Source organism: Pseudomonas sp. GW101-3H06, from assembly GCF_059424605.1.
In genome coordinates, this window is sequence record NZ_JBWKZO010000001.1 from 1,947,407 (window position 1) to 1,969,212 (window position 21,806).

Annotated in this window: 16 protein-coding genes; 10 read left to right on the forward strand and 6 right to left on the reverse strand. The window is 59.7% G+C overall.

Features of this window, described 5'->3' with window-relative positions:
* Positions 1-32: 32 nt before the first annotated feature.
* From AC07ZE_RS08925 to csrA, 3 genes are all read left to right on the forward strand, one after another.
* A complete protein-coding gene (locus tag AC07ZE_RS08925; RefSeq protein WP_137804460.1) occupies positions 33-848 on the forward strand; it encodes an SDR family oxidoreductase in 816 nt (271 codons plus the stop codon).
* Between the two features lie 64 nt (positions 849-912).
* Positions 913-1,245, forward strand: coding sequence for a YnfA family protein (locus tag AC07ZE_RS08930; protein ID WP_207263473.1), 333 nt, complete (start codon positions 913-915; stop codon positions 1,243-1,245).
* A 153-nt stretch (positions 1,246-1,398) separates the two neighbouring features.
* Entirely contained in the window at positions 1,399-1,590 is a 192-nt protein-coding gene (gene csrA, locus AC07ZE_RS08935) for a carbon storage regulator CsrA (protein ID WP_207263475.1), read from the forward strand.
* On the opposite strand, the gene AC07ZE_RS08940 is transcribed toward csrA, so the two are convergent.
* From AC07ZE_RS08940 to AC07ZE_RS08955, 4 genes are all read right to left on the reverse strand, one after another.
* A complete protein-coding gene (locus AC07ZE_RS08940; protein ID WP_003199186.1) occupies positions 1,579-1,806 on the reverse strand; it encodes a YheU family protein in 228 nt (75 codons plus the stop codon). The two genes, csrA and AC07ZE_RS08940, sit on opposite strands and share 12 nt — an antisense overlap.
* A gap of 137 nt (positions 1,807-1,943) precedes the next feature.
* The gene (locus AC07ZE_RS08945; protein WP_207263477.1) at positions 1,944-3,134 is read right to left on the reverse strand and encodes an osmoprotectant NAGGN system M42 family peptidase; all 1,191 of its coding nucleotides are present in this window, start codon (positions 3,132-3,134) and stop codon (positions 1,944-1,946) included.
* 136 nt (positions 3,135-3,270) lie between these two features.
* Entirely contained in the window at positions 3,271-5,016 is a 1,746-nt protein-coding gene (gene ngg, locus AC07ZE_RS08950) for an N-acetylglutaminylglutamine synthetase (RefSeq protein WP_207263479.1), read from the reverse strand.
* 3 nt (positions 5,017-5,019) lie between these two features.
* Positions 5,020-6,792 carry an N-acetylglutaminylglutamine amidotransferase gene (locus tag AC07ZE_RS08955; protein WP_207263480.1) on the reverse strand — a complete coding sequence of 591 codons (1,773 nt, stop codon included), beginning with the start codon at positions 6,790-6,792 and terminating at the stop codon, positions 5,020-5,022.
* Positions 6,793-7,088: 296 nt separating this feature from the next.
* Between AC07ZE_RS08955 and AC07ZE_RS08960 the strand changes: the two genes are divergently transcribed.
* The gene (locus AC07ZE_RS08960; protein WP_207263482.1) at positions 7,089-11,897 is read left to right on the forward strand and encodes an NEL-type E3 ubiquitin ligase domain-containing protein; all 4,809 of its coding nucleotides are present in this window, start codon (positions 7,089-7,091) and stop codon (positions 11,895-11,897) included.
* Between the two features lie 5 nt (positions 11,898-11,902).
* Here AC07ZE_RS08960 and mnmC read toward each other — a convergent pair whose 3' ends face one another.
* Positions 11,903-13,885 carry a bifunctional tRNA (5-methylaminomethyl-2-thiouridine)(34)-methyltransferase MnmC2/FAD-dependent 5-carboxymethylaminomethyl-2-thiouridine(34) oxidoreductase MnmC1 gene (mnmC, locus tag AC07ZE_RS08965; RefSeq protein ID WP_207263484.1) on the reverse strand — a complete coding sequence of 661 codons (1,983 nt, stop codon included), beginning with the start codon at positions 13,883-13,885 and terminating at the stop codon, positions 11,903-11,905.
* A gap of 209 nt (positions 13,886-14,094) precedes the next feature.
* Between mnmC and pap the strand changes: the two genes are divergently transcribed.
* The 3 genes from pap (at position 14,095) to AC07ZE_RS08980 (ending at position 18,170) form a co-directional block, all read left to right on the forward strand.
* On the forward strand, positions 14,095-15,609 hold the full coding sequence (gene pap, locus AC07ZE_RS08970; RefSeq protein ID WP_207263486.1) for a polyphosphate:AMP phosphotransferase: 1,515 nt from the start codon (positions 14,095-14,097) through the stop codon (positions 15,607-15,609).
* A gap of 102 nt (positions 15,610-15,711) precedes the next feature.
* A complete protein-coding gene (locus tag AC07ZE_RS08975) occupies positions 15,712-16,896 on the forward strand; it encodes a thiolase family protein (protein WP_207263488.1) in 1,185 nt (394 codons plus the stop codon).
* A gap of 314 nt (positions 16,897-17,210) precedes the next feature.
* Positions 17,211-18,170 (forward strand): DMT family transporter, encoded by a 960-nt coding sequence (locus tag AC07ZE_RS08980; RefSeq protein ID WP_207263490.1) that lies wholly within the window; start codon positions 17,211-17,213, stop codon positions 18,168-18,170.
* A 97-nt stretch (positions 18,171-18,267) separates the two neighbouring features.
* On the opposite strand, the gene AC07ZE_RS08985 is transcribed toward AC07ZE_RS08980, so the two are convergent.
* Positions 18,268-19,662, reverse strand: a complete 1,395-nt coding sequence (locus AC07ZE_RS08985; protein ID WP_207263492.1) for a class II fumarate hydratase — start codon at positions 19,660-19,662, stop codon at positions 18,268-18,270.
* Between the two features lie 192 nt (positions 19,663-19,854).
* On the opposite strand from AC07ZE_RS08985, the gene AC07ZE_RS08990 reads away from it, so the two are divergent.
* The 3 genes from AC07ZE_RS08990 to trhO all read left to right on the forward strand — a co-directional run bounded on the left by AC07ZE_RS08990 (position 19,855) and on the right by trhO (position 21,802).
* A complete protein-coding gene (locus AC07ZE_RS08990) occupies positions 19,855-20,379 on the forward strand; it encodes a DUF2059 domain-containing protein (protein WP_137807916.1) in 525 nt (174 codons plus the stop codon).
* Positions 20,380-20,391: 12 nt separating this feature from the next.
* Positions 20,392-20,691 (forward strand): BolA family protein, encoded by a 300-nt coding sequence (locus tag AC07ZE_RS08995; RefSeq protein WP_207263494.1) that lies wholly within the window; start codon positions 20,392-20,394, stop codon positions 20,689-20,691.
* 169 nt (positions 20,692-20,860) lie between these two features.
* Complete coding sequence (trhO, locus tag AC07ZE_RS09000; RefSeq protein ID WP_207263496.1) at positions 20,861-21,802, forward strand: oxygen-dependent tRNA uridine(34) hydroxylase TrhO; 942 nt, start codon at positions 20,861-20,863, stop codon at positions 21,800-21,802.
* The last annotated feature ends 4 nt before the right edge of the window (positions 21,803-21,806 follow it).

The following is a 21,806-nucleotide window of genomic DNA, read 5'->3' on the forward strand; positions in this document are numbered from 1 at the left end:
GCATCTTCCCCGGAACAACAAGGCTGTTTGCTATGCAAAATCGCATGATGATCACTGGTGCGGGCTCTGGCCTGGGTCGCGAAATCGCGCTGCGCTGGGCGCGTGAAGGCTGGCAACTGGCCTTGTCCGACGTCAGCGAGCCTGGTTTGCAGGAAACCCTGAAGCTGGTGCGTGAAGCCGGCGGCGACGGATTTACCCAGCGTTGCGACGTGCGCGATTACAGTCAGCTGACAGCCTTTGCCCAGGCCTGCGAAGTGAAACTCGGCGGCATTGATGTGATCGTCAATAATGCGGGCGTGGCATCGGGCGGGTTCTTCAGCGAACTGTCCCTGGAAGACTGGGACTGGCAGATCGCGATCAACCTGATGGGTGTCGTCAAAGGCTGCAAGGCCTTCCTGCCACTGCTGGAAAAAAGCAAAGGCAAGATCATCAACATCGCGTCGATGGCGGCCTTGATGCAAGGCCCGGCCATGAGCAATTACAACGTGGCCAAGGCCGGCGTGGTGGCGTTGTCCGAAAGCCTGCTGATCGAACTGGCGCATCAGGAAGTCGGTGTGCATGTGGTCTGCCCGTCATTCTTCCAGACCAACCTGCTGGACTCATTCCGCGGTCCGACCCCGGCCATGAAAGCCCAGGTCGGCAAGTTGCTGGAAAGTTCGCCTATCAGCGCTGCCGACATTGCCGACTACATCTACCGACAGGTCGCTGCCGGCGAGTTCATGATCCTGCCTCATGAGCAGGGTCGTATGGCTTGGGCACTCAAACAGAAAAACCCGCAACTGCTGTACAACGAAATGACCGTGATGGCCGACAAGATGCGCGCCAAGGCCAAACAAACCGCCGGCTGATCTTGCCCGCAAGCGACAGCGTCGTTAGGGTGGCCGCCATCGGTCATCCTCGCGAGACGTTCGCATGCTCAATTACCTGTGGTTTTTTCTGGCGGCGCTGTTCGAGATCGCCGGTTGCTTCGCCTTCTGGATGTGGCTGCGTCAGGGCAAGAGTGCCTGGTGGGTGCTCCCGGCGTTGCTCAGCCTGACCTTGTTCGCGCTCTTGCTGACCCGCATTGAAGCTTCCTACGCCGGTCGCGCCTATGCCGCTTACGGCGGTATCTACATCATTGCCTCGATTGGCTGGCTGGCGGTGGTCGAGCGGATCCGTCCGCTGGGCTCGGACTGGATCGGCGTGGCGCTGTGCGTGATCGGGGCGAGTGTCATCCTGTTCGGTCCGCGTTTCTCCGCCTCCTGAGGGATTTCGCCTTCCTTCAAATGACTTGTCAGACATTTCCGTCAGGGGAGTTGGCCGTTGGCTGTCAGTTCGGTCTGGATTACCGCCGTTGCCTTGAAGGCCCGCCCTGAGCCGGGCATCTTCAAGGTCCGGTACCCCTGAAGGACGAAGGCCATGCTTGTACTCAGTCGCGTTGTGGGCGAATTGATTTCCATCGGTGACACCATTTCCATACGCGTCCTTGCCGTCAACGGAAACAATGTGCGTTTTGGTGTCGAGGCTCCACGGCACATCAATGTGCACCGTTGCGAGATCTACGAGCGGATCCGGCTCAAACTGCCGCGCGAGAAAAAATCAGTCGAATAGATGTTTAGGCACGTCGTGCTTGAGCATCAACTGGCATTGCTCGCTTTCCGGGTCGAAGACGATCAGCGCCTGGCCTTTGGTCAGCGCCTGGCGCACGCGAAGGACGCGGGTCTCCAGTGGCGTGTCATCGCCGTTGTCGGTGCCGTCACGGGTGACGAAATCTTCGATCAGGCGGGTCAGGGTGTCGACTTCAAGTTGGTCGTGGGGAATCAGCATGGGGCACCTCGGCTAAGCAATGGCGCGATGCTACGGCGAATGGGAGGTCGCCGCTAGCCTACGGGGTTGCATTGTTTGATCCGGCCCTTTCGCGAGCCTGCTCGCGAAAGGGCCGGACCAGACAATACATATATTGGTCAGTTATCGGCCCGCTGCCCCACCAGGCTATCCACCGACGGCACGCGCGTATCACTCTCCATCTGGGTCTCGTGTTCAATCTGGTGACTGAACCGGTCCAGCGACCCCGTGGCCGGTTGCGCATCGCTGGCGAATACCGGCGGGCTCAGGATGTAAGCACCGAGCAGGCGGCTGAGGGCGGCGAGGCTGTCGATGTGGGTGCGTTCGTAACCGTGGGTCGCGTCGCAGCCGAAGGCGAGCAGGGCGGTACGGATGTCATGGCCGGCGGTGACCGCCGAGTGGGCATCGCTGAAGTAGTAACGGAACAGGTCGCGGCGCACTGGCAACTCGTTGTCGCTGGCCAGGCGCAGCAGATGCCGGGACAAGTGATAGTCGTACGGCCCCCCGGAGTCCTGCATCGCAATACTCACGGCGTGTTCGCTGGAATGCTGGCCGGGCGCGACCGGCGCGATGTCGATGCCGACGAATTCGCTGACGTCCCATGGCAGCGCGGCCGCTGCGCCACTCCCGGTTTCCTCGGTGATGGTGAACAGCGGGTGACAGTCGATCAGCAATTGTTCACCGCTGTCGACGATGGCTTTCAATGCTGCCAGCAACGCCGCGACACCCGCCTTGTCGTCCAGGTGACGGGCGCTGATGTGGCCACTTTCGGTGAACTCCGGCAAGGGGTCGAAAGCGACGAAGTCGCCGACGCTGATCCCCAGTGAATCGCAATCGGCACGTGTCGCGCAGTAGGCGTCCAGGCGCAATTCGACATGATCCCAACTGATCGGCATTTCATCCACGGCGGTGTTGAACGCGTGCCCGGACGCCATCAGCGGCAACACGCTGCCACGGATCACACCGTTGTCGGTGAACAGGCTCACCCGACTGCCTTCGGCAAAACGACTGGACCAGCAACCGACGGGCGCAAGGGTCAGGCGGCCATTGTCCTTTACCGCACGCACGGCTGCGCCGATGGTGTCCAGGTGAGCCGACACGGCGCGGTCGGGGCTGTTCTTTTTGCCCTTGAGGGTGGCGCGGATCGTGCCGCGACGGGTCATCTCGAACGGGATGCCCAGTTCTTCGAGACGTTCGGCGACATAGCGCACGATGGTATCGGTGAAACCGGTGGGGCTGGGAATGGCGAGCATTTCCAGCAGGACTTTTTGCAGGTAGGTCAGGTCCGGTTCGGGATATTTAATAGTCATGGAAACTCCTGATGGGTTGAGCGCATCGATGGTTTCGATGAGGGAAAGTTTTTGTAGCCTGTGCCATTGCCTTCGCGCGATTAACTGTGGGTGCGAGCCTGCTCGCGAAGGCAATGGCACGGGCAATACATCAATGTCAGGAAACCGGCTGACTGTGCGGAAACAACAAATCCACAAACCGCTCGGCCGTCGGCTGCGGTTCATGATTGGCCAGTCCGGCGCGTTCGTTGGCTTCGATAAACACGTACTCCGGTTGATCGGCGGCACACACCATGAGGTCGAGGCCGACCATGGGAATGTCCAATGCCCGCGCGGCTCGCACCGCGGCATCCACCAGGGTCGGGTGCAAGATCGCCGTGACGTCCTCAAGAGTCCCGCCGGTGTGCAAATTCGCCGTGCGCCGCACGAACAGATGCTCGCCAGCCGGCAGAACGCTGTCGTAGTCGTAGCCGGCCGCTTTCAAGGTGCGCTCGGTTTCCGGGTCCAGCGCGATCTTGCTCTCACCGCCCGTGGCCGCCTGTCGCCGCCGACTCTGGGCTTCGATCAGGGCGCCGATGGAATGCTGACCATCACCCACCACTTCGGCGGGGCGCCGAATCGCGGCGGCGACCACTTCGAAGCCGATGACCAGAATCCGCAGGTCGAGGCCTTCGTGGAAGCTTTCCAGCAGCACGCGACTGTCGAACCGGCGGGCAGTTTCGATGGCTTGCTGCACGTCTTCGATGGTTTGCAAATCCACGGCCACGCCTTGCCCCTGCTCACCGTCAAGCGGCTTGACCACCACCCTGTGGTACTCGTCGAGAAACGCCAGGTTGTCATCGGCGTTGCCCGCCAATTGCTGCGCGGGCAGGTTCAGGCCGGCAGCCTTGAGCACTTTGTGGGTCAGACTCTTGTCCTGGCACAGCGTCATGCTGATGGCACTGGTCAGGTCGCTGAGGGACTCGCGGCAACGCACCCGGCGTCCGCCATGGCTGAGGGTGAACATCCCGGCATCGGCGTCATCCACTTGCACGTCGATACCACGTCGGTGCGCTTCCTCGACGATGATCCGCGCATAAGGATTGAACTCGGCTTCGGGACCAGGGCCGAGAAACAGCGGCTGATTGATGCCGTTCTTGCGCTTGATGGCGAAGGTCGAAAGGTTGCGAAAGCCGAGCTTGGCGTAAAGGCTTTTCGCCTGGCGGTTATCATGCAGCACCGACAGATCGAGGTAACTCAGCCCGCGACTCATGAAATGCTCGATCAAATGCCGCACCAGCACTTCACCGACTCCCGGCCGCGAACAGTGCGGATCGACCGCCAGGCACCACAGACTGCTGCCGTTTTCCGGGTCGTTGAACGCCTTGTGATGATTGAGGCCCATGACACTGCCGATCACCGCGCCGCTGTCCTCGTCTTCGGCCAGCCAGTACACCGGGCCGCCTGAGTGGCGCGGCGTCAGCAAAGTGGCATCGACCGGCAGCATGCCCCGTGCGTGGTACAACTGGTTGATTGCGTTCCAGTCGGCGTCGCTCTGCGCGCGGCGGATACGAAAGCCGCGAAACACCCGGGTAGCCTGGCGGTAGTCGCTGAACCACAGGCGCAAGGTGTCGGACGGGTCGAGGAACAACTGTGTCGGTTCCAGGCCCAGCACTTGTTGGGGCGCGGCGACGTAGAGCGCGATGTCGCGTTCACCGGGCTGCTCGTTGAGCAACTCGTGGGCGAGGCTGGCCGCATCGGCAAAGGTATGGCCGATCAGCAACCGGCCCCAGCCGCAATGCACCGCGATCGGTGCCGCGCCCAGTGTGCTGCCGTCTTCGGCCAGGCGCGCCTGCAGACGTTCGTAAGAGGGCGCCTGACCGCGCAACAGGCGTTGGTTGATAGCCGTGGCGTGGGGTTTCATCGATCAGATTCCTTGTTCGCTGAGCCACAGGTTCAGCGCCGCCAGTTGCCACAGTTTGGAGCCGCGCAACGGGGTCAACTGACCTTGCGGATCGGTCAACAGTCGGTCGAGCATGACCGGGTTGAACAGGCCGCGATCCTGGCTCGGATCAAGCAGCAAGTCGCGCACCCAGTTCAGCGTGTCGCCCTGCAAATGCTTGAGGCCCGGCACCGGGAAGTAGCCTTTCTTGCGGTCGATCACCTCACTCGGGATCACCAGCCGCGCCGCTTCCTTGAGCACCTGCTTGCCGCCGTCCGGCAGCTTGAACTTGCCCGGTACCCGGGCTGACAATTCCACCAGCCGATAGTCCAGAAACGGCGTGCGCGCCTCCAGTCCCCAGGCCATGGTCATGTTGTCGACACGTTTGACCGGGTCGTCCACCAGCATCACTGTGCTGTCCAGGCGCAGGGCTTTGTCCACGGCGGCATCGGCACCCGGTTGTGCGAAATGTTCCTTCACGAAGTCGCCCGCAGCGTCATTCGCGGTGAGCCACTTCGGTTGTACGGTGGCGGCGTAATCGTCGTAGCTGCGGTCGAAAAACGCCTCGCGATAAGCCGCGTATGGATCGTCGGCACCGTCGACCTGCGGATACCAGTGGTAGCCGGCGAACAGTTCGTCGGCACCCTGGCCGCTTTGCACCACTTTGCAGTGCTTGGCCACTTCCCGCGAAAGCAGGTAAAAGGCGATGCAATCGTGGCTGACCATCGGCTCGCTCATGGCGCGCAATGCCGCGGGCAGTTGTTCGATGATCTCTTTTTCATCGATGCGTAATTGATGGTGTTGCGTGCCGTAATGGTTGGCGATCAAGTCTGAATACTGGAACTCGTCGCCGCGCTCGCCGCCGGCATCCTGGAAACCGATGGAAAAGGTCGACAGGTTTTCCACGCCGACTTCACGCAATAGGCCAACCAGCATGCTCGAATCGACGCCGCCGGACAGCAGCACGCCGACATCGACCGCCGCCCGCTGACGGATCGCCACCGCGTCGCGGGTGCTGTCGAGCACCCGGTCGCGCCAGTCTTCGAGGGTCAGATTCATCTCATCGGCGCGGGGGCCGTAAGGCAGGGTCCACCAGGTTTTCTGCTCGGTAGTGCCATCGGCGTCGATACGCATCCAGGTGGCTGGCGGCAGTTTTTCAATGCCGGCCAGCAAGGTGCGAGGGGCGGGGACCACAGCGTGGAAGTTCAGGTAGTGATTGAGCGCAACCGGATCGAGGATCGGGTTGATGTCACCGCCCTTGAGCAACGCTGGCAGGGACGAGGCGAAGCGCAGGCGCTGGCCGGTGCGCGACAGGTAAAGCGGCTTGACGCCCAGGCGGTCGCGGGCGATGAACAGGCGTTGGGCGTCGCGATCCCAAATGGCGAACGCGAACATGCCATTGAGTTTCGGCAGCAGCGCTTCACCCCAGGCGTGAAAACCCTTGAGCAGCACTTCGGTGTCACCATCGGAGTAAAAGGCGTAGCCCAGGCTTTCCAGCTCCGTGCGCAATTCCGGGAAGTTGTAGATCGCGCCGTTGAAGGCCAGGGACAGGCCCAGTTGATGGTCGATCATCGGCTGTCCCGAGCGGTTCGACAGGTCCATGATTTTCAGGCGTCGATGGCCCAGGGCAATTGGCCCCTGGCTATGGAAACCCCAGGCATCGGGGCCGCGTGGTGCCATGTGATGGGTGATTCGCTCAACGGCTGCAAGGTTTGCAGGTTGATTGTCAAAACGTAACTCGCCAGCTAATCCGCACATAAATTCCTTACCGGTTTTTCCGTTGGGGAGGGTCACTCGATACCGCGCCAAAACGGCAGGTACTCAGAAACTGACCCGACTCGGTAGCGGGAGTTTTAGATCGATCGGTTATAAGCAGGTTTTATCGTCCGAACGGCCAACCCAGCACAGATGTGGATTTCAGTGGTGGTAACTATTGATGTGATGCATTGGAGTAGCTGCTTGGAAGCGCCCCGGTTCGATCCGGTATTCGAGTTATTAATCGGCAGTTGAGCTTCATAAACTGGGGGTCTCTTAACGCAATAAGGATATTGCTCATGCCTCCTGAATTACCCAAGGCTGCATCCGCGGCTGTACCCATGACCCCAGAACAACGCCTCGAGGCATTGTTGGAACACACCGGCGATCTGGACAAGGCCGAGGTGTTGCAGGCGTCTATTCCTGAATGGTTGGCCAATGCCGATCTGAAAGTGGTGCAGGCTCTGAAAGCCGATTTCGAGCAATCATTTCTGGCTCAAGCCAAGGCCAGGACGGCGCTCGAAAAGCTCAAACCGCTGGACGAGTTCTGCAAAGAGCAACTGACGGCTTTTCTCAAGGGTAAATGGACGTTCGATTTCGACGTCGAGCGAGACAGGCTGGATATTCCCAAAAAAGAATATTCGTCAACAGGACTGTTCCCTTTCGGCTATTTGAACAACGCGGACATCCTCTCACGCAGCCTGCTTCACGCGGCCATGGAAAACTTCACCTCTGGGGAAGCGAAGACCGGCGGAGTGGCAGCGGGCTCAGTGATTTGGATCGATGCAAAGCCCCAATCTGAATCTGAAATTACCCCCGAGAAATTCGCAACGCTCTGTCGTGAACTCGATCTGGGTGCGCGCTATCAGCAGCATATCGACGAAGCTCTGGCGTTGCCGGCCAAACCCGAAAAAGGCGCGCCTGTCGATGGTCGGGCCTCTGTCGCCGATATCCGGCGGTTGAAGGTGCTGGACCTGCAGGTCGCCCTCCACATGGCCTACCTGAAAAAGGACATCACCCAAGCCGCTTACACCATGCTGCTGAAGGTGATCGAACAGGACCTCCCTGCGGGTCAAGCCAGGGACGCACTGTTTGATGGCGGGCCGGTGCTTTGGCAAGGGCTGATGATTCATGACACTTGCATCTGTGGGGCACTGGTATTTACCAAGGTCTCCATCGATACCGAGCCCAAGGCCAGGTGCGTGGTTTACATGCCGAACGAGCCCCGGCGACCGCTGTATGAATACGATTCGCTGGATGATTTCAAGGTTTACCTCACCCTCAAATTGCAAACCCAAAGCTACAGAAAATCTTTCGCCGAGCAGTACCTGCACGGCCACGATAAAACCGGGTTTTTTACTTCATTCGATAAAGACAAGGTCTTGGGTACGCTAACCGCCACGCCCGCCGACACCTGCCTTGGCGACTTTCTCTTTAGTGCATTCGTCAAAAAGACTCAGGAAGACGCGCGAATCCTTGCCGTACCGACCGAAGACGTCGATGAACAACAACGGGAAAAAACCATACAGATGCTGCTGGATGGCGGCCTCTTGCTGTTGAACGCCGCCGCTTTTTTCGTACCGGTGATTGGCCAATTGATGTTGGCGGCGGCTGTCGTCGACATCGTCGGCGAGGTGTATGAAGGCGTGGTGGACTGGACGCACTGTGAACGGACCGAGGCCTTGTCCCATTTACTCAATGTTGTGGAAAACATTGCGCAGCTGGTGGCGTTTGCCGCAGTCGGCAAAGTTATCACGACTGTCAGTAAGGGCGTGAAAGAGCAGACGGCATTCTTCGACGGTTTTGAGGCCGTCACTCGCACTGATGGTAAACCCGGATTATGGAAACGCGACCTCGAACCGTATAAACAGACCAGGACGCTACCTGCCGGCGTGCAACCTGATTCCCAAGGGCTCTATCGGCACGCCGGACAGACCTCGATCGTCATGGATGGAGCGCTCTATCAAGTCTCTCGCAACCCGGCGGGAACGGCATGGACCCTCAATCATGCTGTGCGCACTGACGCATTCCAGCCTGCCGTCGAGCGAAACGTGGAAGGTGGCTGGCGGCATGTTTATGAGCATGCGCACGAGTGGCACGACGGTGCGTATGCGCTGGGACGTACTGATCAACGCCTGAGCGAACTTGGCACTGATCTGGAAGCCATCGCCGACATCACCGACATGACGCCTGACAAGTTGCACCAGCTCCATGAAAATAACCTCAAATTGCCGCAGCGACTGAATGACTGCGTAGAACGCTTCAAAATCGACCGACGCGTCAGCGAGGTGATCGAGGCGATGGAACGGGGAGAAACCGCGAGCACGGATTTTGTTCAGGAGCAACTGCATACGCTGCCACGTCTGCCTGGTTGGCCGCAGGAGCGCTTCATTCTAGTGCTCGACGAGGAGGACGAGATTATCGCGCGTTTCCCGGAAACGGCGCCCAAGGATGACAATATCAACTGTGTGCACGTTTCCCGGGCGCAACTGGACTCAGGGCAATTGCTCGAAACAGTCATCGAAGGGCTCTATCCGAAAGAAGTCGAAGCGATGATTGGGGAGGCGACGTCTGGATCGAAATCGTTGCTGTTGGCCAGAAAAATCGGCAGCCACCTCAAGGGTAACCGCCAGCCACTGTTTGATGGGCTCTATAAAACCTGGGACGGCACCGCCACCGATGACGTTTCGACATTGCGTGAACACGCTCCCGACCTTCCTGTGCGGGTGTGTCAGGAGTTGCTGGACAGTGCCTCTGCCAGGGATCGCAATTTTCTGCGTGAGCGCAAGATTCCTGGAATGGATCTCGCCCAACAAATCAGTGAGTCGCAGGCCACCTTGCGGCAGGATCGCGCACTCACGGGCTTGTATCTCCCGCAGCTGGCCAATGCCGATACCGATAAACTGACGCTCGGACTGATGGAACGTGTGCAAGGTTGGAATGACGACTGCCGCCTTGAAGTTCGACAAGGGTCAGTCACCGGTGCATTGCTGGACAGCGTGGGTGAAGCAAATGCTCAGTCGCGCGGGGTGATCGTCAAGACATCCACCGGCTATCAGGTCACCCAAACCAATGGCAATGTGTCTTCCACGCTTCAGAGCGAAACGCTGCTTCAGTCAATACTGGATGCATTGCCTGCCACCCAACGTACCGGCATGGGGCTCACCGGCGACGATACCCTGGATGTCGCGACGCTACGCTCACGCCTCTCAAGGGCTGCCACCGGCGATCGCTTGCATACCGGTCGTGTGCTGCGGGGGGAGCGCATTGAAACCTTCGAACACCTTTCTGCCTGCGTCCAGGCGGACCCTCCCAATGCGAGTTCTCATTCCAGGAGCTTGATACGTCAAGTCAGAAAACTCTATCCGCTGTTCACCGATACCCAGGTCAGGTCATTTCTCGACCAGGCCGGCAGTACCCAGATGCAGCGGGCACAACGAATCAAGGAGCTGGGGCAGCAACTCAAGCAACTGCGTAACGTGCTGCATACCTGGCGTGACGATGTAGGGCAGATGAAGAAGCTGCCGGGGCAACTCGACGATGTCCGTAACAGCCGACGTCAGGTGGCCAATGCCATCGAAAACTGCTGGCGGCGGGTAGCGCGGCAAAATCAGCCTTCTTCAACGCTCACGCTGGAGCGCAACCCGGTGGGCCCATTGCCAACGCTGACCGAACAGGATGTCGCCCATGTACGCAGACTGTCCATCAAGGACATGCAGGCCGGCGATGAACTGGCGTATTTCCTCAAGCCGTTCAAGGGGCTTGTCGCGCTGGAACTGGATCGCAATAAACTCACACGATTGCCCGAGGTGTTGTCGCACATGCCCCACCTTGAGCACTTGCGGCTGGACGGCAATCAGATACAACTGACCGAACCCACGTTGCGCAAGCTGGCTGATCTGCGAAATCTGCGCACGCTGGGACTCGGCGGCAATCGCCTGGGGGCCACGATCGATGTGAGCAAAATGCTGGATTTGCAGTCGCTGTTCCTGCGCGATACCCATATCACGGAACTGCCCGTTGGCCTTAACCGCCCGCCGTATCTGAATATCGTGGACTTGCGGGGTAACCAGATCCGGGAGTTGCCCGACTGGCTGTTCCAGGTCACTGCACGATTCGCCCGAACGATCAACCTGCGGGATAACCCGATATCCGCAGCGAGTCGCGTGAAACTGGAAACCTTTCTTGACAACACGGGTATCGGGATGGGGCTGCTCGACGATGATGCCTCGGTGCTCAATGAACAACGGGCTCGAGACCTGTGGATGCCAAGTCAGCGTGAAGAGGCCTATGTCCGTCGAAACAGTGCCTGGCAGGCGCTGAAAAACGAACCCCATTCGACAGGGTTCTTTGAATTGCTGGCAGACGTTGGGGGCACCGCGGATAACCGCTTTGAGCGCGAAGACATGACCCGTCGGGTCTGGCGTGTCATTGAGGCGATACAGACTGATTCGGCGTTGCGCGATCAATTGCTGTCGATGGCGGTGAAGGCCAATTGCAATGACGCCGCCGCGACGATCTTCAGTAACCTTGAGGTGGCAGTGGATCTTCACACCGTGATTCGAGACGCCACCAATGCCCATGACCGGGCTGCCCGGCTGTTAAGTCTTGGGCGACGCCTGTTCCGCCTGGATTACCTCGACAGACTCGCTCGGGAACATGCAAGCGCCGACGCTGCGCTCGATCCGGTCGAAGTTACCCTGGCTTTTCGCACCGGCCTTGCCGAGACGCTCAATCTGGTCGGCCAGCCCCGGCACATGCGGTATGCCGAGCTTGGTGGCGTGACACCTGCGGACCTGGACACCGCCCGCAACAAGATCATCACCGCAGAAAACTCTCCCGAACTGCTGACTTATATGAGTGAGCGCCAGTTCTGGAGCGATTTTTTGCGAGAACATCACGCAAGACAGTTCACTGACGTTGCTGCACCTTTTCACGTGCGGATGGAGAAAACCATGAAAAACGAAGCAACCCTTGGTATGGACTATCGTCCACAGGTCGATGGCATCACCCACGAATATAACAGCGCTGAGAACGCTTTATTGAGACGTTTGACCGAGGCGGCCATAAAGGCTGAAGAGTCGAAAACTTGCTTTGCCCTGGATTAAACACCTCAGACCTTGCCTCGAATCAAGCGGCGCAAGGCGAAGCGGTTTGGATGACACGCCTCGGCCACGGCCCTGGGCAATGGCAGCGGTTCGTTATCCAGCCAGGCAGCGAGCAATTCGCCTGACAGCGGCGCGGTGATCAGTCCTCGCGAACCGTGGCCGCTGTTGATGTACAAGCCATCCAGCCAGGGGCAGGGAACGTCCGGTATTTGCCGGGCATCCTTGCTCAAGGCGCTGTAGGCGAGGGCGAAAGCCTGCGCGTCAGCGAGCGGGCCGACGATCGGCAGATAATCCGGACTGGTGCAACGAAATGCGGCGCGCCCGTCGAGTGCTTCAGGTTGCAGGGTGTTCGCGCCGAGCCGGGCGACCAGATCCAGTGAAATTTCTTCGAGCATCTGCAGGTTGCCGGCATGCTCGGCCTCTGTCGGTGTCAGGTCCTCATTGTTGAAATCGAAACTGGCGCCCAGGGTATGTTCACCCGATCGGGCTGGCGCGACATAACCTTCGGCGCAGACCACGGTGCTCAGGCTTTGGCTCTCAACAGTCTGGGGCAAGCGCGTGATCTGTCCGCGAATGCGCTTGAGCGGCAGCTCGCTGCTGTACGAAAAGCGCTTGATCTCGGCGGCACCGGCCAATACCACCACGGGCGCCTCGGCCAGTAACCTGTCACCATCCCACGCTTGCCACCGTCCGTCCACGGGACGCAGCTCCAACACATCGTGATGCGTCAGCACTTGAATGTTCGATTGCGTTGCCTGCCATTGGCACAGGGCAGGCGGATGTACCCAACCGCCTTCGGGGTAAAACAGTCCGCCCGCCGGCAGCGCGATACCGGCGCGAGCCTCGGCCTGCGCTTGATCGAGTGTGTGCAGCAAGTCTTCGGGAAACGCCGCCGCCAATTGCGCCTGACGTTCGGCTTCCTTGGCACTGAACGCCAGCTGCAAGACCCCGCAATCGTCCCAGTCCACGCCACGTTGCAAATGCTCGAGCACGCGCCGGGTGTAACCGAATCCACTGACAATCAGTTGCGACAATGCCGTGCCATGGGCTGACAGCTTGAGGTAAAGCACGCCCTGAGGATTGCCCGACGCTTCCCGCGCCGGTGCATCATGACGTTCCAGCAAGCAGACCTGCCAGCCCCGCGCCGCGAGGCTGGCAGCCGTTGCGCAACCGGCCAGGCCGGCACCGATCACCAGTGCACGACGCTCGCCGGTCTGCGACGTCGGACGCATAAACCACGGTTTTGCCCCGGCGGGCATGGGAACTTCATCGGGCCAGCCCAGGAAGGCGCCCCGCAGGATTTCCCATTTGTGGCCGATGCCGGGCGTGCGCTTCATCTTGAAGCCTGCTGCATTGAGCAGACGTCGTACCCAACCAGTACTGGTGAAGGTGCTGATCGTCGCATCCGGCGCTGACAGCCGTGCCAGCTCGGCAAACAGTTCGGCGGTCCACATGTCGGGGTTTTTCGCCGGGGCGAAACCGTCCAGAAACCAGGCGTCAATTTGCGCGTCCAGTTGCGGCAACTGTTCCAGGGCATCGCCAATCAGCAAGGTCAGCGTCACCCGACCATTGGCCAGTGTCAGGCGCTGAAAGCCCTGATGAATCGCCACATATTGTGTGAGCAATTGATCGGCAAACACCTTGAGTTCCGGCCACAGCGCCAGGGCACGTTGCAGGTCGACAGGGCTCAACGGGTATTTTTCGACGCTGACAAAATGCAGCCGCGCATCGGCCGTCGCATGCTGTTCGAACACCTGCCAGGCGCACAGGAAATTCAGTCCGGTCCCGAAACCGGTCTCGCCGATGACCAGCCGACCGCCATCCGGCAACGCCGCAAAGCGCTCGGCCAAACGGTTCTGTTCGATGAACACGTAGCGGGTTTCGTCCAGCCCCGATTGGTCGGAGAAATACACATCATCGAACACCCGCGAGTACGGGCGACCTTGGTCGTCCCAGTCGAGCTGGGCGTGGGGCATTACAGGTTTCATGGCAGGCTCGGCAACGGCAAGGCGGCCATTCTAGCCGATCGCGCCGTGGTGTTCGCCCCGGGCCCTGTGGGAGCGAGCTTGTTCGCGATGGACGTTAACGATAACGGGGGCTTCCTGAATGAACGCGATGCGCTTGAATCCATCGCGAGCAAGCTCGCTCCCACAGGGTCAATCCGCTAGTCTTGCTCAGATCTGGAAGGGAGCCCCTCATGTTCGAATCCGCCGAAATCGATCACACCATCGACAAAGAAACCTACGAAGCCGAAGTGCCGGCCCTGCGTGAAGCCCTGCTCGAAGCGCAGTTCGAACTTCAGCAGCAGAAGCGCTTTCCGGTGATCATTCTGATCAACGGCATCGAAGGGGCCGGCAAGGGCGAGACGGTCAAGTTGCTCAATGAATGGATGGACCCGCGTCTCATCGAGGTCCGCACCTTCGACCAGCAAACCGACGAAGAATTGGCGCGACCACCGGCCTGGCGTTATTGGCGGATGCTGCCGGCCAAGGGCCGCATGGGGATTTTTTTCGGCAACTGGTACAGCCAGATCCTGCAGGCCCGGGTCCATGGCGTGATCAAGGATCCCCGGATGGACCAAGGCATCAACGGTGCCGAGCGGCTGGAAAAAATGCTGTGCGATGAGGGCGCGCTGATTTTCAAGTTCTGGTTCCACCTGTCCAAGAAGCAAATGAAGGCGCGCCTCAAGGCGTTGGCTGATGATCCGCTGCACAGCTGGCGCATCAGCCCTTTGGACTGGCAGCAGTCCGAAACCTACGACAGGTTCGTGAAGTTCGGCGAACGGATTCTGCGTCGCACCAGCCGTGACTATGCGCCTTGGCATGTGATCGCCGGGATGAATGCGAACTATCGCAGTCTGGCGGTCGGCAAAATTCTGCTCGAAGGCCTGCAAGCCGCATTGAAACGGCCGAAAATCCACCCGGAGAAAGTCAGCGCCGCGCCCGTGTTCCCCAGCGTTGATCAAGTGAACCTGCTCGATAGTCTCGACCTGAACCTGCGTCTGTCCAAGGACGATTATGAAGAGCAATTGATTACCGAGCAGGCGCGGTTTTCCGGGTTGATGCGTGACAAGCGCATGCGCCGCCATGCACTGGTGGCGGTGTTCGAAGGCAACGATGCGGCGGGAAAGGGTGGGGCGATTCGCCGGGTCGCGGCGGCGCTGGATCCGCGTCAGTACAACATTGTGCCGATTGCCGCACCGACCGAAGAGGAGCGGGCGCAGCCGTACCTCTGGCGTTTCTGGCGGCATATTCCGGCGCGGGGCAAATTCACCGTGTTTGATCGCTCCTGGTATGGCCGGGTGCTGGTTGAGCGGGTCGAAGGCTATTGCAGTCCGGCGGACTGGTTGCGCGCCTACAGTGAAATCAACGATTTCGAAGAACAAGTCGCCGACGCCGGGGTGATCGTGGTCAAGTTCTGGCTGGCCATCGACAAGCAGACGCAATTGGAGCGCTTTCAGGAACGCGAAGAAATCCCCTTCAAACGCTTCAAGATCACCGAGGATGACTGGCGCAATCGCGACAAATGGGACGACTACCGCGCGGCTGTCGGCGACATGGTCGACCGCACCAGCACCGAGATCTCGCCCTGGACCTTGATTGAGGCCAACGACAAGCGCTGGGCGCGGGTCAAGGTTTTGCGCACGATCAACCATGCGTTGGAGGAAGCGTTCGAAAACTCCGACAAGCGAGCGCGCAAAGGCAAGCAGTGAGGCGATGGTTGCGCATACGCGGGGTGAATGATTGTCGCGGTCGGTAATTGAGTGGGCTTATGCTCGGGCCATTCCTAACCGACAACAACAATGAGGTATGCCATGCGTGAAGTGGTGATCGTCGACAGCGTGCGGACCGGCCTGGCCAAATCCTTTCGCGGCAAGTTCAACATGACCCGTCCGGACGACATGGCGGCGCATTGTGTCGACGCCTTGCTGGCGCGCACCGGCATCGATCCGGCCAGCGTCGAGGACTGCATCGTCGGCGCCGGCTCCAACGAAGGCGCTCAGGGTTACAACATCGGGCGCAATGTTGCGGTACTGTCGGGCCTGGGCATCGGCACCGCCGGCATGACCCTCAACCGTTTCTGCTCGTCGGGCTTGCAGGCCATCGCCATCGCCGCCAACCAGATCGCCTCGGGCTGCAGCGACATTATCGTCGCCGGTGGTGTCGAGTCGATCAGTCTGACCATGAAAAGCGTCAACACCGACCACCTGATCAACCCGCTGCTCAAGGAACAGGTGCCGGGCATCTACTTCCCGATGGGGCAGACAGCCGAAATCGTCGCGCGCCGCTACGGCGTCAGCCGCCAAGCACAGGATCTGTACGCCCTGCAAAGCCAGCAACGCACCGCCCAGGCGCAGGCTGACAGGTTGTTCGACGATGAAATCGCGCCGATGGCGGTGAAATACCGCGTTGAAGACAAAGCCACCGGTCAGGTGCAGATCCTCGATGGCATTGTTGATCGCGATGACTGCAACCGCCCCGACACCACGCTGCAAAGCCTGGCCGGCTTGAAGCCGGTTTTTGCTGAAGACGGCTCGGTCACCGCCGGCAACTCTTCACAGCTGTCCGACGGTGCTTCCATGACCCTGGTGATGAGCCTGGAAAAAGCCCTGGCTTTGGGCTTGAAGCCCAAGGCGTTCTTCCGCGGATTCACCGTCGCGGGATGTGAGCCGGATGAAATGGGCATCGGTCCGGTGTTCTCCGTGCCGAAGCTGCTCAAGGCCAAGGGCTTGCAGATTGGCGACATCGATTTGTGGGAGCTGAACGAAGCATTCGCCTCGCAGTGCCTGTATGCGCGTAATCGGTTGGAGATCGATAACGACAAGTACAACGTCAATGGCGGCTCGATTTCCATCGGCCATCCGTTCGGCATGACCGGTTCGCGTCAGGTCGGACACATCGTTCGCGAGTTGCAGCGGCGCAATCTGCGGTACGGCATCGTGACCATGTGCGTGGGGGGCGGGATGGGGGCTACCGGGTTGCTTGAAGCAGTGCGCTAAACACTTTGGGTTTTGCATTGACTGATAGATAGCTTTCGCGAGCATGCTCGCTCCCACATTGGATCCTGTGGGAGCGAGCCTGCTCGCGAAGGCAGCGACTCGGTCTATCTATTCATACTCAAAGACTGCACCCGCTCGATATAAGCCCGGACTTCCCGCCCAAACGGTCCCTCCAGCGTGTTTTCCCGAATGCAGAAATACAACTTCCTTGCGACCTGCACAGTTTCATTCGCGGCCAGACGCAAACTGTCCCTGTGTGCTACACGGCAGTGCGCCTAGAATGACGGATCTAAGCACTTGGCTTTGGGGTTCGCATGCACATTTCATCCGGTCGCTGGGTTTACGGTCTGTTCCTGGCCTTGTTGACTGCGTTGCTGTGGGGAATCCTGCCGATCAAACTCAAACAGGTATTGCTGGTGATGGACCCGGTCACCGTGACCTGGTTTCGCCTGATGGTCTCCGGTGGCTGCCTGTTCATTTACCTGGCGGCAACCAGGCGTCTGCCAAGCCGCAAAGTGCTGGGGGCGCGCGGCGGCTGGCTGGTGTTGATGGCGGTGCTCGGCCTGGTGGGCAACTACGTGCTGTATCTGATGGGCCTGAATCTGCTCAGCCCCGGCACCGCTCAACTGGTGGTGCAGATGGGCCCGATCATGTTGCTGATTGCCAGTGTATTTGTGTTCAAGGAGCGTTTCAGCCTGGGGCAGGGGATTGGTTTGCTGATCCTGCTGATCGGCTTTGCGCTGTTTTTCAATCAGCGCCTGAGTGAACTGCTCACCTCCTTGACCGATTACACCGCCGGTGTGTTGCTGGTGTTGTTGGCGTCCACGGTCTGGACCTTTTATGCCCTGGGGCAAAAGCAACTGCTGACGGTGTGGAATTCGCTGCAGGTGATGATGGTGATCTACCTGTTTTGCGGACTGTTGCTGACGCCGTGGGTACATCCGCTGGAAGCGCTGCAACTGAACCCGTTGCAAGGCTGGCTGCTGCTGGCGTGCTGCATGAACACCCTGATTGCCTACGGCGCATTTGCCGAAGCCCTGGCCCATTGGGAAGCCTCGCGGGTCAGCGCAACGCTGGCGATTACGCCGCTGGTGACTTTTGGTGCCGTGGCGCTGGCGGCCTGGTGGTGGCCGGAGTACGTGCATGCCGAGACGATCAATGGCCTGGGGTATGGCGGGGCGGTGTTGGTGGTGCTGGGGTCGGCGCTGGTGGCGTTGGGGCCGTCGCTGATTGCCGGGTTGAAGGCGCGGAAAGTGCGGATGGCCGCCAGCTAGACTGCATTATCGTTCATCGCGAGCAGGCTCGCTCCCACAACAGATTAATGTGGGAGCGAGCCTGCTCGCGAAGACGGAGTATCAGGCGCTACAAATCTCAGCCCTTGGCCCCAGCCTCCAGCATATTCTCCGGCCGCACCCACTCATCAAACTGCTCATCGGTCAGATACCCCAGCTGCAACGCGGCTTCACGCAACGTCAGCCCCTCGCTGTAAGCCTTCTTGGCGATCTCCGCCGACTTGTCATAGCCAATGTGCGGGTTCAGCGCCGTCACCAGCATCAAGCCGCGTTCCAGATGCTCAGCCATTTGCCCGGCGTCCGGCTCAAGGCCGGCGATGCAATGCTGCTGGAAGTTGCTGCAGCCATCGCCCAGCAACCGGATCGATTGCAGCAGGTTATGAATGATCACCGGTTTGAACACGTTCAATTGCAAGTGCCCCTGGCTCGCGGCGAAACCGATGGTGACGTCGTTACCCAGGACCTGGCAGGCCAGCATCGACAGCGCTTCGCACTGAGTCGGGTTGACCTTGCCGGGCATGATCGAACTGCCCGGTTCGTTGGCCGGCAGTTTCACTTCGGCGAAACCGGCGCGCGGGCCGGAGCCGAGCAAGCGCAGGTCGTTGGCGATTTTCATCAGGGCCACGGCGAGGGTTTTCAGCGCGCCGGAGAGGGTGGTCAGCGGCTCGTGGCCGGCCAGCGCGGCAAACTTGTTAGGGGCAGTGACAAAAGGCAGGCCGGATAGCGCTGCCAGCTCCGCTGCGATCGCTTCACCAAAGCCGTGCGGCGAGTTCAGTCCGGTGCCCACGGCGGTGCCACCCTGAGCCAGTTCGTAGACTGCCGGCAGGGCGCTGCGGATCGCCCGTTCGGCGTAATCGAGTTGCGCTATGAACCCCGAAAGTTCCTGGCCGAAGGTGATCGGCGTGGCGTCCATCATGTGTGTGCGCCCGGTTTTCACCAGTTTCATGTGTCGAGCCGACAGTTCGGCAATACCGCCGGACAGCTCGGCGATGGCCGGCAGCAATTGCTGCTGCACCGCCTGGGCCGCGGCGATGTGCATGGCGGTTGGGAAGCAGTCGTTGGAACTCTGGGAGCGATTGACGTGATCGTTGGGGTGCACCGGGGCCTTGCCGCCGCGCGGGTTGCCGGCCAGTTCGTTGGCGCGACCGGCAATCACTTCGTTGACGTTCATATTGCTCTGGGTGCCGCTGCCGGTCTGCCAGACCACCAGCGGAAATTGGTCGTCATGGTTGCCGTCGAGCACTTCGTCGGCCGCCTGTTCGATCAGGCGGGCGATGTCGGCGGGCAGGTCCCCATTGCGGTCGTTGACCCGTGCCGCGGCTTTCTTGATCAGCGCAAGAGCGTGCAGAACCGCCAGCGGCATGCGCTCATTGCCGATGGCAAAGTTGACCAGCGAGCGTTGCGTCTGAGCACCCCAGTAGGCCTCATCCGGGACTTCAACCTGGCCAAGGCTGTCGGTTTCGATACGGCTCATCGGTCACACTCCTGTAGGTCTGATTGCGCAGTTTAGGCCGTGATCGACGGCCGGGGTTCCATCTGTCTCGATTCTGTCCATTGAACCCCTCTAAATCAGGCGCGACAAGGCTTGGGGTTGAGTGACACACTTTTTTAGGCGCAGAATGGACGTCCTTGGGGTTTTACCTCGCCTGCTAGAAAAGGAAACTCGATGACTCGTCTTCGTGCCATCTGTACCGCGGTTGCATTGGTTTGTGCCAGCGGCCAGGTTCTTGCCGATACCGCCAGCCACAACGCCAGTGCCGAGGCTTTCCTGACCCTGGCTCATGCTGACAAACTGGGCACTCCGGTGTACATGCAAGTACAGCAAATGTTCGCCCAGCGCTTCCAGCAAACCAAAGCCCCTGAATCGAAAAAAGCCGTCCTGGAAACCTACCAGGCCAAGGCCAACGCCGCCCTCGACCAGGCCATTGGCTGGAACAAGCTGAAGCCGGACATGGTCAAGCTCTACACCACCAACTTCACCGAATCCGAGCTCAAGGACCTGGTGGCGTTCTACAAGTCGCCACTGGGCAAGAAAGTCCTGGAAAAAATGCCGCAGCTGACTCAGCAATCGGCCCAGATGACCCAGGCCAAGCTGGAAAGCGCGGTGCCCGTGGTCAACAAGCTGCTGGCTGACATGACCACTGAGCTGACGCCGAAAGACGCAGCGGCTCCAGCCAAGAAAAAGCCTTAAGCGGAGTTCGGTATGACCATGCAACAACGCATCGAATCGACGTTGGGCCTGCTTCAGCCCGAGCATCTGCAAGTGCTGGATGAAAGCCATATGCACAGTCGCGGGTTGCAGACCCACTTCAAGGCCGTGGTGGTCAGCCAGCAGTTCGAAGGGCTCAATCGCGTCAAGCGTCACCAGAAAGTCTACGACACCCTCGGCGAGCTGATGGGCGAGTTCCATGCGTTGGCGCTGCATACCTATACGCCGGAGGAATGGGCGCAGATCGACGCGGCTCCAGCCTCGCCGACCTGTGCCGGCGGCAGCAAGCACTAGCGCTTGAACGGTTGCAGTGAGAAGGGTATTTATCCCCTCGCCACAAAAGCATCTGCCAGTCCTCTAACCTTCGGGTTTTTGATAGAATGGGAAACGCGCCGCTTACCCGGCGCGTTTTTTTTCGCATCCGGTTCACCCCTTACGAGGGTAGCCACCTGGAGATTTACCCATGACACAACAGATTGTCGTGGCGGCACTGTATAAGTTCGTCACCCTGGAAGATTACGTCGCCCTGCGCGAGCCACTGCTGCAAGCGATGGTCGACAACGGCATCAAAGGCACGCTGCTGATCGCCGAAGAAGGCATCAACGGCACCGTGTCTGGCAGCCGTGAAGGCATCGATGGACTGTTGGCCTGGCTCAAGAACGACCCGCGTATGGACGACATCGACCACAAAGAGTCGTACTGCGACGAGCAGCCGTTCTACCGCACCAAGGTCAAGCTCAAGAAAGAAATCGTGACCCTCGGCGTTGAAGGCGTGGACCCGAATAAAAAGGTCGGCACCTACGTTGATCCGCAGGACTGGAACGCGCTGATCAGCGATCCGGAAGTCCTGTTGATCGATACCCGCAACGACTACGAAGTGTCGATCGGCACCTTCGAAGGTGCGATCGATCCGAAAACCACCAGTTTTCGCGAATTTCCCGACTACATCAAAGCCAACTTCGACCCGGCCGTGCACAAAAAGGTCGCCATGTTCTGCACCGGCGGCATTCGTTGCGAAAAGGCGTCGAGCTACATGCTCAACGAAGGCTTCGATGAGGTCTACCACCTCAAGGGTGGCATCCTGAAGTACCTCGAGGAAGTGCCTCAGGAACAAACCAAGTGGCAGGGCGACTGCTTCGTGTTCGATAACCGCGTGACGGTTCGCCACGACCTGAGCGAAGGCGACTACGATCAATGTCATGCCTGCCGCACACCGGTCAGTGTCGAAGATCGCGCCTGCGAGCATTACGTCGCCGGCATCAGTTGCCCGCATTGCTGGGATACGCTGAGCGAGAAAACCCGACGCAGCGCCATCGATCGGCAAAAGCAGATCGAACTGGCCAAGGCTCGCAACATGCCTCACCCGATCGGCTACAACTACAAGCAAGCATCCTCCGAGGCCTGAATAC

Excerpts from the sequence above, each read along its gene's own strand:
- ngg (WP_207263479.1), bottom strand. The coding sequence starts at position 5,016 with ATGAAACCCCACGCCACGGCTATCAACCAACGCCTGTTGCGCGGTCAG.
- pap (WP_207263486.1), top strand. The coding sequence starts at position 14,095 with ATGTTCGAATCCGCCGAAATCGATCACACCATCGACAAAGAAACCTAC.
- AC07ZE_RS08995 (WP_207263494.1), top strand. The coding sequence starts at position 20,392 with ATGACCATGCAACAACGCATCGAATCGACGTTGGGCCTGCTTCAGCCC.
- AC07ZE_RS08925 (WP_137804460.1), top strand. The coding sequence starts at position 33 with ATGCAAAATCGCATGATGATCACTGGTGCGGGCTCTGGCCTGGGTCGC.
- AC07ZE_RS08955 (WP_207263480.1), bottom strand. The coding sequence starts at position 6,792 with ATGTGCGGATTAGCTGGCGAGTTACGTTTTGACAATCAACCTGCAAAC.
- AC07ZE_RS08980 (WP_207263490.1), top strand. The coding sequence starts at position 17,211 with ATGCACATTTCATCCGGTCGCTGGGTTTACGGTCTGTTCCTGGCCTTG.
- AC07ZE_RS08975 (WP_207263488.1), top strand. The coding sequence starts at position 15,712 with ATGCGTGAAGTGGTGATCGTCGACAGCGTGCGGACCGGCCTGGCCAAA.
- AC07ZE_RS08960 (WP_207263482.1), top strand. The coding sequence starts at position 7,089 with ATGCCTCCTGAATTACCCAAGGCTGCATCCGCGGCTGTACCCATGACC.
- csrA (WP_207263475.1), top strand. The coding sequence starts at position 1,399 with ATGCTTGTACTCAGTCGCGTTGTGGGCGAATTGATTTCCATCGGTGAC.
- AC07ZE_RS08945 (WP_207263477.1), bottom strand. The coding sequence starts at position 3,134 with ATGACTATTAAATATCCCGAACCGGACCTGACCTACCTGCAAAAAGTC.
- trhO (WP_207263496.1), top strand. The coding sequence starts at position 20,861 with ATGACACAACAGATTGTCGTGGCGGCACTGTATAAGTTCGTCACCCTG.
- mnmC (WP_207263484.1), bottom strand. The coding sequence starts at position 13,885 with ATGAAACCTGTAATGCCCCACGCCCAGCTCGACTGGGACGACCAAGGT.
- AC07ZE_RS08985 (WP_207263492.1), bottom strand. The coding sequence starts at position 19,662 with ATGAGCCGTATCGAAACCGACAGCCTTGGCCAGGTTGAAGTCCCGGAT.
- AC07ZE_RS08990 (WP_137807916.1), top strand. The coding sequence starts at position 19,855 with ATGACTCGTCTTCGTGCCATCTGTACCGCGGTTGCATTGGTTTGTGCC.
- AC07ZE_RS08940 (WP_003199186.1), bottom strand. The coding sequence starts at position 1,806 with ATGCTGATTCCCCACGACCAACTTGAAGTCGACACCCTGACCCGCCTG.
- AC07ZE_RS08930 (WP_207263473.1), top strand. The coding sequence starts at position 913 with ATGCTCAATTACCTGTGGTTTTTTCTGGCGGCGCTGTTCGAGATCGCC.